Origin of the sequence: Rhodospirillum sp. A1_3_36, assembly GCF_047263945.1 — a bacterium.
Classification (GTDB): Bacteria; Pseudomonadota; Alphaproteobacteria; order Rhodospirillales; family Rhodospirillaceae; genus Rhodospirillum.
Genome location: NZ_JBLAVB010000017.1, coordinates 18,753 through 32,828, shown reverse-complemented (window position 1 = coordinate 32,828; position 14,076 = coordinate 18,753). Strand labels below are relative to the sequence as shown.

Genomic DNA, 14,076 nt, shown 5'->3' with positions numbered 1-14,076 from the left:
CAAGTTCCTCGCCCTGACTGACGCCACCACAGCCCTGATCGCCAGAGAGCGCGAGAAGGCGGAAGCCCTGAACAGCCATGCGAACAAAGAATCGGACTCCGCGCGCTCCCTGTTCCTGCTTTTGACTGGCTTGGCCATTCTCCTGTCGTTAGGCCTGACAGCTCTGACATCCCGCCTGATCACGCGACCGGTCCGCGCCCTGACCGACGCGATGACCCGCCTCGCCGATGGGGATATGGCCGTCGATATCCCGGCCCGGGACAACCGCGATGAAATTGGCCACATGGCCCGGGCCGTGTTGGTTTTCAAGGAAAACGCCCTGCGCATCGCGCAAATGCGGAACGAGCAGGAAACCCGCAAGGTCGAAATGGAGCAAAAGGACCGCGAGGCCCGCCACCAACTCGCGAGCGATTTCGAGGCCACGGTGGGACGGGTCTTGACGACGGTTCGAAGTGCCGCCGAGGGCCTGCATGGAACAGCCCGGGGTCTGGCCACGGGAGCCGATGACACCTCCCTCCGATCCAGCGCGGTTGCCTCGGCCTCGAAACAGGCATCGGCCAACGTGGCAGCCATGGCAGCCGGTTCAGAGCAGATCCACCACTCCATTGAAGCCATCCGGGACCGCGTCTCCCAATCCACGGTCATTTCTGGCCGCGCGGTTGAAATGGCGGGTCGGGCCAGCGGATTGATTTCCGGTTTGAGAGACAATTCCCATAGGATCAGTGATGTGGTCAACTTGATCACCGACATCGCCAGTCAAACAAATCTCCTGGCCCTGAACGCCACCATCGAGGCCGCTCGGGCCGGGGATGCGGGCAAGGGCTTCGCCGTGGTTGCCCAGGAAGTCAAGAACCTCGCCACCCAAACGGGACGGGCCACGGGGGAAATTGCCGAACAGACAACGAATATTCAAACCGCCACCCTGCAAGCGGTGGAGGCCATCGAGGCAATTGGCCGGGTGATCGCCGAAATAAACGAAGCCACCGGAATGATCGCCTCCTCCGTTGAGGAGCAAAGGGAGACAACCGCCTCCATCAATCAGAATGCCCAAGAAATCGCGCAGGGCAGCCGCCAGGTGACCACCCATATCGAAGGTCTGCAAAATGCTGCCGAGCACACAGGATCAGCATCACGGGATATGGTAGAGGCCGCAGAAAAGCTCACCGGAGAATTCAAGTCCCTGCATATGGAAGTCGCCAGCTTCCTCACGGCGGTCCGTTCGGCCTGACCCTTCGGCCATTTCCGCTACTCTCCGCAGAACGACCTCGCCCCCTTTTGCCTAATTCAGGGGGGAATCCACCGCGATTTCCAGGCAGCTGAAAAAGTCCGCCGTGTACTGTCCAAAATCGTCATTCCCGCGTACGCGGGAATCCAGGGTGGGAAGAACCAGCGGCGGCGATTGACGCATCCTGACGCGCTAGATCAAATTACCCGCCTTAAATCGATTCCGATTTAAGGCGGGTAATTTGATCTAGATTCAACAGGTTGAGCATCGAGTGGACCGGAAAACCGGTTCCCACTTTTCCATTCGATGCTCTAAGCGCCAATACCAGAGAAATCAACCATGGATGCCCGTTTTCGCAGAAATGATACATATATCATAAACAATTGGCAATACACGATATTTTTTGATATAATTTAATATACAAGCCTTGCACAGATACGGAAAATCAAGAGCTTACGCCGCCGGTCTGCACGGAAACTGCACAGATTTGATGATGTTATGACCTTTATCACCGACAAGGAGGAACTGAAACCGGGACTGATCATCTTCCGCCGTGGCGATGTTGTGCATCATCGCAACTGGTATTGTCGGATCAAACTTCCGCAGGCCGACCGCTACAAGACCTATTCGCTAAAAACCTCGGATACTCACGCAGCCCGCGAGCACGCCTTTGATTACGATGCCGATTTGCGCTTTCGCATCAAACACGACGTGCCGGTGTTCAACCGTCCCTTCCGGGAGGTCGGCAAGGAGTATCTCGCCTTGCAGGAGGAGCGCGCGAACCGAGGCGAAATCAGCGCGTCCCGCGTGAAAAAGCTCCGGGCGGTGATCGAAGGCGCGCTGGAGCGCTATACCGGTTCGCGGCAGGTGCATCTGATCGGCAACGAACTCTGGGACGGCTATCCGGCATGGCGGCGTGAAAACGGTGCGGGTCGCAACAAGCGCAACGGCGTGCGCGAAGTGTCCGCCGAACTGGAGCAGCAGTTGGCGACACAGGAAAGCACCGCCCGCGTCAAGGCGCTCCAGAGCCGGGGCATTCGGCGCGGCAAGTCGCTAACCGCCCAACTCGCCGCGTCGCAGGAAGGCGCGACGGTTGCTTTCATCAGCGACTCAACCATTCGCTTTGAGATGTCGATTTTCGGGTCTGATGCGCATTCGCGCCATTTCACAGGCAACAGAGCCGAATGACCGGGTGTTTACGACCATCGACGGCACGCCCGCCAAATCGCTCTGCAAACATTTGATCGCGGACCTGCTTGAAGAAGCCGGGCTGCGCGAGGGGGCGCAAGGCGTGGCGCGCTCCACCTATTCGTTTCGCCACACTATGCAACCTTTAGGTTGCAGGAAGGCGTTGATGTGTATTTCCTCGCCGAACAAATGGGCACTTCGGTCAAAATGATCGAGGATCACGACGGCCATGTAAATACCATCCGGCATGCGGACCGCGTGCTACAAGGCATGGGCGGCTGGGACCCGCTTCCCGCCGATGCGGAGAAATCCGGCAGCACGTCTTCCAAGGCAGCACAGTTGCGCGATCAGGCGGCGCTGCCCGCATCCGCCAAACAAACAAAAGCTCGGCGCATCAAGCCGCGCTGAGCTCCGATCCCGCGTCCGGCCCGGACATTCTTGCGGGATCGCGCCTTGCTAATCCGCCGCCGGGTTCACGGATTAGCTGTACTCAGCCTAATGTTCAAGACCGTCACAGACGGGCTCACAACCCCTTCAGGTGGGGTTCAAGCATGGCCCATAATTCCGAGGGTGTGAGGATCAGTAACGGGATCCGTTTCAATACGGCACCCGCGCTTTTGGGCAGTTTCTTTTCAATGGTCAAAAAGACATCGCATTCCAATGCCACGGCTTCAACGAGCAGCTTGCGGTCAGCAGTGCTGATGCCCGCAAAACGTGGATCCGCCATGAGCTTCGCCATTTCGGCTGCGGTGAGTGAGGGGGGATTGTCGGCCACGCAGATGGAGGAATGGTCCATGACGTCCCGCGCATACCGGCTTCTCGCCTCGCACCGCGCCGCGTCGATTTCGGCCAGCGAAGCGGGAGAGACGATCCAGTCGAACATAGCGCGCTGGTCAAACATAAAAATGTAACGCAGGTATTCGAGGATTTCCTGACCGTCCGGCCGTCGCAAAATTTGCGGGCAAGAACGAGAATTGAAATCCTCGGCTTCCGGCATGTCGTCTTCGCCGAAGACGAACCCGCCACATTCCTGAATAGCCTGAAAAGCGCCGGTATCGAGGTATATCCGACGCGGAGTGATGTCCGACACTGAGAATATCATTCGCCGAATCTCTGGCCATGCAACGACATGAAAAGAGTAATCCTGGTGCTTGCGTCTACCGTACTGATTTCTGTGCCGAAAATCTCGCTTTCCCCTTCATCCATCCTCGCCGGGTTCGTTGATCGTGACGACGATGCGGACCGAACCGATCCTGATGCGCAGGGTCATGCGGCTAGTTGCGGTGAATTCAAGCTGAAGAATCTTGTATGGCATGGTGTCCTCCATGGGTTGCGGGCTCCGGCCATCGGGGCCTGTTGTGGCGGACATCGAGAGGGCGTTTTGCCTTCCTTGCACCCCTCTCCCTTTTTTTGGGGGCCGAAACGCAGAGAAGGAGCCTCCGGCTTGCCCAGAAAGCAAAAGGGCCTCACACGCGCCTTAAAAACAGGACAGGAGAGCCCCGGACACGCCGCATGGGAGGAAACCGGGACATGGGCTTGGGTATTTGCGAGAAAACGCTGCAAATAAACAATTTATTATGGTAAAATAAACCGAAAGTAGTATTTTATGGCATTGTCAGATGAACAGCAATCTCCCGACAGGGAGCCGCAGGAAGACACGGAAGCACTCCGTGATGAAGTCGTCGCGATCGCGACCCTGACGGCGCAGAGGGCCGAACTGGAGGCCGCCCTCGCGATGCTCGAATGGCAGCAGCAGGACGGAGTGGGACTGGCCGATATCGCCGCCACCCTTCGGGCGCGGATCAGCGCGTTGGACGCCCAGATGGAAACGGTCCGCCTCGCATCGGGCCCTGAAGTTTCACGGGTCGCCGCGTCTTTGCCATCGGTGGCGATGACCTGTCAGGCCGTCATTGGGAACGCTAGGGAATGCTACCGAATGGCCTATTTGGTTGCAAGCCCTGAATTCCTGCGGGTTTCAGCCCCGCTTTCGTCTTGCGGCACCAGTTGACCCTTGATGAATAATGCAATGATATGAACATCTTGCTCCCCTCTGAAACATTATAGGCCACAAGGTTGCAGCCATGCCCGGTCCGAAGACGTTCACGCCAAGCCTCTATGATTGGCGCGGTCAGCGCAAATACCTCACGCGCAGCCAAAGCCTCCGCTTCATCGAGGTCGCGGGCCAGCAGCCCTTTGACCGCTGCGTCTTCGCCTGGCTGATGATCAGCACCGGCTGCCGGATTTCCGAGGGCACCGCGCTCACCCCCTTCCAGATCGACGCCGAGGATCGGGTCGTGGTATTTCGGACCCTTAAACGTCGCCAGACCCATTTCCGGCCCGTTCCCGTCCAGTCCAGTCCATTCTGATTGACCTGCTTCAGGAGCTTGCGACCCTGCGTGGGGGCGAAGGGCCATTGTGGCCAATCTCACGCAGCACCGGCTGGCGTTGGATCAAAACCATCATGCGTGATTCCGGAATAGACGGAGCCTGCGCAACCCCCCGGGGGTTGCGGCACACCTTCGGCGTCACCTGTGCACTGGCCTACGTGCCGCCACCCGTGACCCAGAAGGCAATGGGGCACAGCAAAGCCGAAACCCCGCCATCTATCAGCAGATCATCGGACAGGAAGCCGCCACGCTTCTCACTAATCTGTGGCGCTTTGAAGCGGAACGGTCCGGGATGCCGGGAGGCGCGGAACAATGAATGCAACTCTTGCCTATCATTTCTCAATGAATACTCTTTCAGAGAACTGAGCGCTTTGGTAAGCTGACGACTTACTCTGAGAAAGAAATTTAAATCGTCATATCACGGCGTTGAATTTCATAAATATTTTGCGTCCATTGATATGAAATAGGAGGGTAATTTGTTGAATATATTGTCTGCGATAGTACCGATGCATGATGTTTTTGATCTTACGGCGGCAATTGTCTCTAAGAGTCTTGAGGAAAAGAATAAGGCGGCCGAGGAAAAGAAAACGCTTCGAGAAAAATTAGAAACCGCTTCTGGAGAAGAGGTTTTTAAAATAATGAACCTTATTTCATTTTCCAATATGGATGAATTTACGGCTGAGGCTCGCTTGCATGCGCAGCAAAGCTTTAGAATTTGTATGTTCTCTGCGATTTCAGGATTTCTGATAATTTGTGTGTCTGTGGGATTCGCCATTTACTTTCAGTTAGCGGGAATTGAAGGGTTGTCATCTGCTTATCTCGGGGCCGTTGTCGGGTTAATAACGGAAGCTATATCAGCAATATTTTTCTCATTATATTCAAAGACAACACGACAAGTGAATCGCCTTCATGATCGTCTCTTGGGAAGTCAGTCCGCGTATTCCGCTGTATTAGTGACATCCATGCTGGTTGATGCCAGTGAAAGAAATGCTCAATTGATTTCTCTTTCAAATAAAATGATGGCTCGACTAGAGGGTTTGGATAGAGTGTCGTGAATCTTATTGATGGTTAGCGGAATTATATAGACTTATCCATGTGTTGGCGCGTCCGGCAAGCCGGTCGGGCTCTCGTGAACCGAACCCCGGAGAGATCGGGTTTCGGCCTTCGGCGTCGATCCCTCATGCAGACACGAGCAGGGGATTGCGGTTCCCATGGCTGTTATGGCTGGGGATGATCCCCAGGGCCATGGATCGGCGGTAGGTTCGCCAGCTCAAAATGATCCTCGATCCGACGCTGCCGGGCATCCATCTGGTCAACGCGATGGGTGAGATGGACGATTGCCCCCTGAAGCTGCGCGACATTCGTCTCAAGAGCACCCAGTCGGGAAATGACATCGTCAATACGCTGGTCCATTCGATCCAGCTTCTGATCGAACTTTCGCATATATTCGAGAACGATATTAAATTATTCAGCCATATGTTTCTAATATAATTGATTAACTCAATGGATGAAAGGGAAAAGAAGTTGTCTGCATGGCAGTGCTTTTTCTTCAGTCAGGGGCTTGCAGCCCCATCAACCGTCAAGACCAGGCCCCATCGCGTAGCGCGCTGGGACGCCTCGGGCGGTCTCCCCGTTCTTCCGCGCTGCGCTTGTGCAGATCGGGCGATCCCCCTCCGCCCGACGCGGTCCTGACGGCCTCCCCCCGCTCATTGGCGCGGGCCTAGTTCGGTTGCATGCGCAACCGACTAAACCACCGGGGAGACAGGGAAAATGACCATCACACTTTACGCTCAACCGTACAACATCGACGCCACCGGCTTCTATTTCGACAGTATCGACCACTATCAGCAGCGCGCGAGCCTTTGCCGCGACGGCTTCGGCCAGCCCGCGGAAGAGTTTGAAATCCAGTTCATCGATGGAGAGCGGCTTGATGCCGCGCTAGCCTTGGCATGGGACCTGCACCAAGGCAGTTTCCCGGCGTTTCTGGAGGCCGCCGAAACATGGGACGACGATCAAAAGCGCCGTTTCATCATCGCCGTGGGCGAATGTGGTTATGACCGGGACCAATGTGCTCAGGATCCCGATGCCGTGGAAATCGACCTCTACCAAGGCATCACCCTATGTGAACTGGCCGGGCAATTCGTCGAAGAGGGCCTGTTCGGAGACATCCCCGAACCGCTGCGCTTCTATATCGATTACGATGCCATCGCCCGCGACCTGTCCATGGACTACAGCGAAACCGAAATCGCCGGAGAAACCATCATTTATCGGTGCGCCTGAACGTGAGGGCACGAGATCAGAAGCGGGCTGTCTGTTCAGTCAGTCCGCTTTTCCTTTTCGCGCGGCGCCTTCGGCGCGACGCGCCGAAGGCGGGTGATTATGTCTGTGGACGCAATGAGGCGAAGCCTAGAAAAAATCGCTTTCGGTTTCCATGCCCGTTTTTTCTATTTTACGTGCGATTTTCCGGCACTCCTCGACTACCTTGTCACGAAGAATAATCAGACTGCGGATGAAAATTTGCGTCTCAAGGTCGGTCGAATTGCCGATGATCAATGACGTAACATGCATTAGGGAATAGGCGGTGTTAATAGCTGGTATATCCAATCCAATATTCATCGCTCCCGCGTGAATGCGTGATTGGAAACCAGCGGATCCAAGACTTCTAACCGATCCAGATACACCAGCGTGAACTTTGTAGCTTGACCACTTATAGTGTGGAGGTAATGTCTTCCAATCAATGGCCGCTTCAAGATCCTGGAAGCGGGGGCTTTTGATTCCGAGGTGATGCGCGGCCCATCCATATGGTCCCTTATATGACTTGCCAAATCGGGAAAGGAGTTCTTGAAATAGATCTTCTGTTCTCTTGTCTTCTCCCCGAAGAGCAGTTGGTTCATACGCGACCCCATCGTGTTTGAACTCATTCATGATCGATTCCCGTACACTGACCACATCATGTGCCAAATACCGTTCCGCGATATCGTCTCCGAATTGGTCAATGACGAACGCAACGATGGAAATCTCATAGAGTGTACGCCATCTCGCATAGGCGCCGTCAGGGAGGCCACTTTCAAGAAGAGTCACTATTTCCAGCGCGGTCTGACAGGCGCGCATGTGCAATATCAAGATGGCGTGACGCCGGAAGATTCCCTTTTTAGCCTTGGAACTGCTGAGTTTTTCCGCAAAGTTCTGACCGGCTTCCCGTGATGAAATGAGAATCATACGCAGCGGATCGAGACCTTCCGCCCATTGTAGGTCCAGACGGTCCTGAAAATGGCGCATCTGATATTTCTCATATAGTTTTTCTTGAGGCCATTCGCGTTCTGTGTCTTTTATGATTTGCGTTGCGCTTTCTTTTACGAAGGTATCGATGATCTCCGGCAACTTATTATTTAAAAATGAATCCGTATCTTGCTTCAGAGACCTGATTTCGTCTTCGGTGAAGGAAAGGCGGATGTTCTGACTTGGTCCATCGTTACCGTCATCCCACAAAAAGTTTTCATCTCCTTTTGTGGTGAGATGTTCCGCGAGAGCAGCAGGCAGGGCTTCGTCGCTTATTCCGATATCATGTAATTTCCGAGAAAGAAGTTTCTGCAAGAGAACTTTTGGAATTTTGGATGCTTCATCATTGAGAATTTCTTTTATCTTCTTCATTACTATGAATCCAAAGGAAATTTAAGGGCGAAGGCTTTAGGAGAAGGATACTCGTCACGCATGGAAAACGCACTTCACCGACACTGAAAGTTTACGTTCTTTGGGTGGCAGATAAAAGATCTCACACTTACAAAGTGATGAGGCACCGATGAACGATGCCTCTCTATGTGGTCGGATCGCGGTGTCTCTACGGTGTTGCCGCTCCAACGGCTTTGCGTCGTCGTGCTTTGCGGGGCGGCGCAAGTTGGGAGGGCGGCACGGTAGGCGACGGTGGCGCTTGCGGCACACCGGGGAGCGGCAATTGTCCTTGTGGACTGGGTGCCGGTGCCCGAGGGACGGGCGCTGGCGGCGCGACGGCTGGCGGGGTGGGCGCGGTCTGAGCGCCCCGCATCAGCGCCTCATAGCGATCTTGCGCCTGTCCCGACTGGCTGAACACCTGACGAACCTCGGGGTCAAGCCGCGCGATCAGGCGTTTCAGCTTCAGGGGACGGGCCTTCCCCTGTCCCCACACGGCCATCCGGGCGCGGACCCGTTTCAGCCGGAAGACCCTCGCCCGCAAAGGCAGACGCGGCAGCATTGGTGGGGATGGCGCGGGCAGCGCGCCGATAATCGGGCGGATCAGCGTGGAAACCAGATAGAGCACCACGAGAAACGCCACCAGCGACACCCCTCCGGCGATCCACAGCCGATAGGGAAACAGCAGGGCATAAAGCTCCGCGTCAAAGGCGCGCACCGGTTCCGCCGCAAACCGGATCAGGGGTCGGCCAGCCCGGTGACAAGGTCCGCCTGCCAATAGATCAGGCCGCCCAGCGTCGCGGGGATCAGGAAACGCGCCCCCGGCTTGCTGATGAAAATCACGGTGCTGTGCAGCAGATAGAGCAGCAGACGGGGCGGATAGAGCAGCAGCTTCAGCAGATGCCACACATAGAGGAGCGCTCTCATTGGCGGAACTCCACTTTCAGATAGTTGGATTTCGTCGCGCGGAAGGTTCGGCCTGACACCACCATGATCGCGTCGGTGCGCCGCCGGTTGATCCGTCCGCCCGTGCGCAGTTGCTGGCCGAAGGCTTCCGGCGGGAAGATGTAGTCCTTCTGCGTGCTGACGCTGAGCGACTGGCCGCGATGGGAAGAATGCCCGCCCGAATAGGACCCGCTTTCCTCGCCGATGGCGTCGCCGCCGTTGCGGCCTTCGCCGTCCGTTTGTACCCGGCTTTCCCGCTCATGCTGCATCTGGCCCATGATGTCGCTGGCGAAGCGGTTGGTTTCCATGTCCGTTTGGGAAAAGAACAGGCGGGTCTGGAACTTGCCGATCAGCGCGTTCGCCAGTTCCCGGTTGCCAAGGCGCGCGGCGAAGGTGGCGATGTCCTGGGCGATGAACACATTGCAGACCTTGGCCGACCGGCAAACGCCCAGATGTTCCTCGTCCCCGGCATTGGCGACGAACCCCGCCTCGTCGCACCAGCAGAAGACCGGGCGGGTTTTGGCTCCGGCGGGTTTGCGTTCCATCGCCATCTGGAACAGCATCTTGAAAATCTGCTGTGCCACCGCGCCCGCCGGGCCAAAGGTGCGCGTGTTGATATCCAGCAGGATGATCGTGCCGTCCTGGCAGAAGTCGGGACAGAAGGTGGTGTCGGTGCAGAACAGTTCATTGAGCTTGCCGCTCAGGAACGGATAGATGGCACCGGTCAGGGTCGCCACCACCGATCCGCGCGTGCGCTCGCCCATGCCGGGGAAGTCATGCAGCCAGTAATCCGCATGCTCCTCGACGATCCGCTCCGCCTCCGCGTCGCCCTGCCGCGCCATCTCCGCGACGCGCAGCATCAGGCGTGAACAGAAGGAGCCATGGATCCAACCGGGATGGTTCGCCATCTCCAGCGTTTGCGGGGCGCTGATGATCATCTGATGCAGATGCTTCAGTTGAATCCCGCCCAGCCCCTTGCGCAGGTAAGGCAGGGCATGGGCCACCATCTGCATGGCGTTGGTCTTGAAGAAGGCGTCGTCCCGCCCCTGAGATCCCTGAGCCGCGAGGCCGCTGGCGGCTTCGGTGATCCGTTGCAGCAACTGGATCAGGTTTTGATCCATGCCGTTGCGCCCGACCGTGGCCGAGGCATAGTCGAGGAAGTTGAAGCGGTGCTGCCCATCGACACTGAAGCGCAGCAGGTCGCCCTCCCGGCCACAGCGCTTTGCCAGCTCAAGCCAGCTTGCCGCTTCCTCCGGTTTGACGCAGCAGACCACGCCGCCATATCCGGCTTTCAGATAGGCCCGGGCAAACCCGGTCGGGCCGAGCGCGGAACTGGTCTTGCCCGACCCGGAGCCGCCAAGGATCAGCACCCCGCCGGCGACCGCGTCGCGCAGGCGGAAATCATCCCGTCGGCCAAGGCGCAGCAGCCGTGCATCCAGCGAAGCCCGGTAGGGTGTGAAGCGGTGGCCCAGCCACTTCCGGGTCAGCCACAACAGTGTCAGGGCGAACAGCGCGAGAATGATGCCGTCGGTCATGGCTCCATCTCCTGTTCCGCCTGCTGCGCGCCATAGAGGTCGGACATCTCCGGCTGGCGGGCCGCGCTTTCGCCATACAGGTCGTGCGCTTCGGGCGTTTCGGACCGGCTATAGCCGTAAAAGGCATCGATAGCGTCCTCCTCGTCTTCCCAGCCATACAGGAATCCAGGGTGGGGACAACTGACCTATGCAGTTGACGCAACAGGAGCGCACGTCACCGATACCACCGAAATCAACCCTGGATCCCCGTTCTCACGGGTATGACGCAACCCTTTGAAATCACGGCATGAATCTTGGTTTTGACTCTAAAATCACTCTGGGCATCTCCAGATTTTTCTAGACACGTTCAACAACCATGGCAATGCCCTGCCCCACCCCGATGCACATGGCGCAAAGGGCATATCGCTGAGCCCTGCGCTGAAGCTGATGGACGGCTGTTTGCACGAGGCGCGCGCCACTCATACCCAGGGGGTGGCCTAAGGCGATGGCGCCACCTTGCGGATTGACCCAGTCGGCGGCGTCGGGCAAATCCAGATCCCGCAGCACCGCCAGGGCCTGGGAGGCGAAGGCCTCGTTCAATTCGATAACCTCCATGTCCCGGACTTTTAGACCGGTCAACGCAAGCACCTTGCGGATCGCCGGTGCCGGGCCGAAGCCCATGATGCGTGGCGGCACACCTGCGGTTGCCATGCCCACCACACGCGCCCGGGGAGTCAGTCCGTGGATCTTCACAGCCTCCTCTGAAGCGATGACCAAAGCGCAGGCGCCGTCATTGACCCCCGACGCGTTGCCCGCCGTGACCGTGCACTCCGGACCGTTCACCCCCTTCAACGCCGCCAGTGTTTCCAGGGTCGTTCCGGGCCGGGGGTGCTCGTCGGTGTCCACCACCAGAGAGGCGCCCTTGCGGCGCGGCACGGTCACGGGAACGATTTCCTCTTTGAAGGCTCCGGCCTCCTGGGCCTTGGCCCAGCGGTGCTGACTGCGCAGGGCGAAGGCATCCTGGTCAGCGCGGGAAATCCCGAACTCCTCTGCCACGGTGTCTGCGGTCTCAGGCATACTGTCGACACCATGGGCCGCCTTCATGAGCGGGTTAACGAAGCGCCAGCCGATGGTGGTGTCCTCGATCCGCGTGGAGCGGCTGAAGGCACTCTCTGCCTTTCCCATGACGAAGGGCGCGCGGGACATGGATTCTGCTCCACCGGCCACGACCAAGTTCAGCTCGCCCGCTTTGATGGCCCTGGCAGCGGTACCGACCGCATCCATCCCGGATCCGCAAAGCCGGTTGATGGTGGTGCCCGTGACGCCGTCGGGCAGGCCCGCCAGCAGCGCCGCCATGCGGGCCACATTGCGGTTGTCCTCCCCCGCCTGATTGGCGCAACCGAGAATGACCTCGTCCACCGCGCCCCAATCCAAGTCCGGAGCGCGCGCCATCAGGGCCTTGATCGGCAATGCCGCCAAATCATCGGCCCGAATTGAGGACAGCGCCCCGCCGAACCGGCCAATGGGCGTCCGGATGGCATCGCAGATAAACGCATCCCTCATGACCGCGCCTCCACCGGCCGACGGGAGACGGATCGCCCTGCGGCCGCAGCCCGGCGCAGCAGGGGCGAGCAGCGGTAGCGGTCCCAGCCGTACCCGTCGTGAAGGTTTCGCAGAACCACCTCGACCAGATCCAGACCGACCCCCTCGGCCCAGGCCAAGGGCCCCCGGGGATAGTTCACACCGCCACGCATGGCAATGTCCACGGCCTCGGCATCGCAAACGCCCTGTAGCACCGCATCGGCCGCCTCATTGGCCAGCATGGCGACCGTGCGCATGACGATCAGACCCGGCACGTCGTCGATCACGCTGACCGCCTTGCCCAGGGATTGGAAGAGGCCCACGGCGTCGTCCAGAGCGGCATTCGAACACTGGTCCGAGGGAGCGAGCGCGACCCGCGTGCAAGTGGCGTAGTCCAGCGCCAGATCGAAAAGCACAAGGTTCTTCAGCCCCTCGTCGCGGGCGCGCAGCGTGGCGGACCTCCCGTCTGTCAGGGCCAGCGTCACATCCCCGGCCTCAATCCGTCCACCGGGGGCCTCGCGGTCGACCCAGGTCACGTCGGTCCCGGCCCCGTTGATCAGACCGGCCAGCGCCCGGGCGGGCCCCAGCCCGCCTGTCACCGAAGCCCAGCCCAGGTGACCCGCCGACGGCGCAGTCGTCGGAGCGGCGGCCCCCGCAGCATCCGCGCCGTAGGCATGAAAGCCCCGTCCGGTCTTGCGCCCCAGACGGCCAGCCCGCACCAGCTCCAGTTGGGTCAGCGACGGCAAATAGCGCGGGTCCTTGTTGTAGGCGTCGAACACCGACTGGGTCACGGCCAGATTCACGTCATTGCCGATCAGATCCATCAGGGCGAAGGGTCCCATGGCGAAGCCGCCGCAGTCCGTCAGGATGGCGTCAATAGTCGCGACATCCGTTGCGCCTTCCTCCAGCACCCGCAGGGCTTCGGCATAGAAGGGCCGGGCCACCCGGTTGACGATGAAGCCCGGCGTGGAACGGACATACACCGCCTGCTTCTTCCAGGCCGTGGCCGTGGCATGGATGGTCTCGGCTACAGCGGGGTCGGTGGCCAAGCCGCTGACGACCTCAACCAGCTTCATGACCGGAGCCGGGTTGAAGAAATGCATCCCCACCAACCGCTCTGGCCGTTTCAACCCGGCGGCGATCGCCGTAATGGAAATTGACGAAGTATTGGTCGCCAAGATGGTCTGATCTCCACAGATGTCCTCCAGGGCGGCGAACAGATCCCGCTTGACCCCCAGGTCTTCTATGATTCCCTCGATCACCAAACGGGCCGGAGCCAGGTCAGCCAGGGCGCCCACCGGGCGGATCCGGCCGACGAGGGACTCCCGAGCCTCGGCCTCCATCTTCCCCCGGGCAACCAGCTTGTTTAACCCTTCAGCGATACGCCCGAGGCCGCGCTCCGCTGCGCCTTCGGCCGCATCGAACAGCAGCACGGCGTGACCGGCCGTAGCCGCCACCTGGGCAATTCCGGCCCCCATGGTCCCGGCGCCGATGACGGCAACCGTCTCTGTTGGCGACAATGCGCCCATGGTTTCATCCTCCCTTCGCGAGACCCGCTCTAGCCGCGTCT

At 58.8% G+C, this 14,076-nt stretch carries 15 protein-coding genes and 1 pseudogene; 9 read left to right on the top strand and 7 right to left on the bottom strand.

What is annotated here, in order from left to right; all coding sequences use genetic code 11:
• Positions 1-178: 178 nt before the first annotated feature.
• The 4 genes and pseudogenes from ACLIRY_RS22135 to ACLIRY_RS22120 all read left to right on the top strand — a co-directional run.
• Positions 179-1,228 (top strand): annotated as a pseudogene (locus ACLIRY_RS22135) (methyl-accepting chemotaxis protein); the annotation flags it as partial.
• Between the two features lie 495 nt (positions 1,229-1,723).
• Positions 1,724-2,413, top strand: coding sequence for a hypothetical protein (locus ACLIRY_RS22130; protein WP_413207599.1), 690 nt, complete (start codon positions 1,724-1,726; stop codon positions 2,411-2,413).
• On the top strand, positions 2,373-2,624 hold the full coding sequence (locus ACLIRY_RS22125; RefSeq protein ID WP_413207598.1) for a hypothetical protein: 252 nt from the start codon (positions 2,373-2,375) through the stop codon (positions 2,622-2,624). Before ACLIRY_RS22130 ends, ACLIRY_RS22125 begins: the two co-directional genes overlap by 41 nt.
• Positions 2,621-2,821, top strand: a complete 201-nt coding sequence (locus ACLIRY_RS22120) for a hypothetical protein (protein WP_413207597.1) — start codon at positions 2,621-2,623, stop codon at positions 2,819-2,821. The genes ACLIRY_RS22125 and ACLIRY_RS22120 overlap by 4 nt, the downstream gene beginning before the upstream one ends.
• Positions 2,822-2,936: 115 nt before the next feature.
• Here ACLIRY_RS22120 and ACLIRY_RS22115 read toward each other — a convergent pair whose 3' ends face one another.
• On the bottom strand, positions 2,937-3,503 hold the full coding sequence (locus ACLIRY_RS22115) for a hypothetical protein (RefSeq protein ID WP_413207596.1): 567 nt from the start codon (positions 3,501-3,503) through the stop codon (positions 2,937-2,939).
• A 516-nt stretch (positions 3,504-4,019) separates the two neighbouring features.
• On the opposite strand from ACLIRY_RS22115, the gene ACLIRY_RS22110 reads away from it, so the two are divergent.
• From ACLIRY_RS22110 to ACLIRY_RS22090, 5 genes are all read left to right on the top strand, one after another.
• Positions 4,020-4,421 (top strand): hypothetical protein, encoded by a 402-nt coding sequence (locus ACLIRY_RS22110; protein WP_413207595.1) that lies wholly within the window; start codon positions 4,020-4,022, stop codon positions 4,419-4,421.
• A gap of 73 nt (positions 4,422-4,494) precedes the next feature.
• Positions 4,495-4,779, top strand: coding sequence for a hypothetical protein (locus tag ACLIRY_RS22105; protein ID WP_413207594.1), 285 nt, complete (start codon positions 4,495-4,497; stop codon positions 4,777-4,779).
• A 527-nt stretch (positions 4,780-5,306) separates the two neighbouring features.
• A complete protein-coding gene (locus tag ACLIRY_RS22100) occupies positions 5,307-5,855 on the top strand; it encodes a TRADD-N-associated membrane domain-containing protein (RefSeq protein WP_413207593.1) in 549 nt (182 codons plus the stop codon).
• A gap of 220 nt (positions 5,856-6,075) precedes the next feature.
• Positions 6,076-6,291 (top strand): hypothetical protein, encoded by a 216-nt coding sequence (locus ACLIRY_RS22095; RefSeq protein ID WP_413207592.1) that lies wholly within the window; start codon positions 6,076-6,078, stop codon positions 6,289-6,291.
• Positions 6,292-6,570: 279 nt separating this feature from the next.
• Entirely contained in the window at positions 6,571-7,080 is a 510-nt protein-coding gene (locus ACLIRY_RS22090) for an antirestriction protein ArdA (RefSeq protein WP_413207591.1), read from the top strand.
• 126 nt (positions 7,081-7,206) lie between these two features.
• Here ACLIRY_RS22090 and ACLIRY_RS22085 read toward each other — a convergent pair whose 3' ends face one another.
• The 6 genes from ACLIRY_RS22085 to paaH all read right to left on the bottom strand — a co-directional run bounded on the left by ACLIRY_RS22085 (position 7,207) and on the right by paaH (position 14,035).
• Entirely contained in the window at positions 7,207-8,451 is a 1,245-nt protein-coding gene (locus ACLIRY_RS22085) for a DUF5677 domain-containing protein (protein ID WP_413207590.1), read from the bottom strand.
• A 187-nt stretch (positions 8,452-8,638) separates the two neighbouring features.
• Positions 8,639-9,184, bottom strand: coding sequence for a hypothetical protein (locus ACLIRY_RS22080; RefSeq protein ID WP_413207589.1), 546 nt, complete (start codon positions 9,182-9,184; stop codon positions 8,639-8,641).
• A gap of 20 nt (positions 9,185-9,204) precedes the next feature.
• Positions 9,205-9,393, bottom strand: a complete 189-nt coding sequence (locus ACLIRY_RS22075) for a hypothetical protein (protein WP_413207588.1) — start codon at positions 9,391-9,393, stop codon at positions 9,205-9,207.
• Entirely contained in the window at positions 9,390-10,946 is a 1,557-nt protein-coding gene (locus ACLIRY_RS22070; RefSeq protein WP_413207587.1) for a type IV secretory system conjugative DNA transfer family protein, read from the bottom strand. Before ACLIRY_RS22070 ends, ACLIRY_RS22075 begins: the two co-directional genes overlap by 4 nt.
• A gap of 336 nt (positions 10,947-11,282) precedes the next feature.
• Positions 11,283-12,488: a 3-oxoadipyl-CoA thiolase gene (gene pcaF / locus ACLIRY_RS22065; RefSeq protein ID WP_413207586.1), complete on the bottom strand. Its 1,206-nt coding sequence runs from the start codon at positions 12,486-12,488 to the stop codon at positions 11,283-11,285.
• On the bottom strand, positions 12,485-14,035 hold the full coding sequence (gene paaH / locus ACLIRY_RS22060; RefSeq protein ID WP_413207585.1) for a 3-hydroxyacyl-CoA dehydrogenase PaaH: 1,551 nt from the start codon (positions 14,033-14,035) through the stop codon (positions 12,485-12,487). The genes pcaF and paaH overlap by 4 nt, the downstream gene beginning before the upstream one ends.
• Between the last annotated feature and the right edge of the window lie 41 nt (positions 14,036-14,076).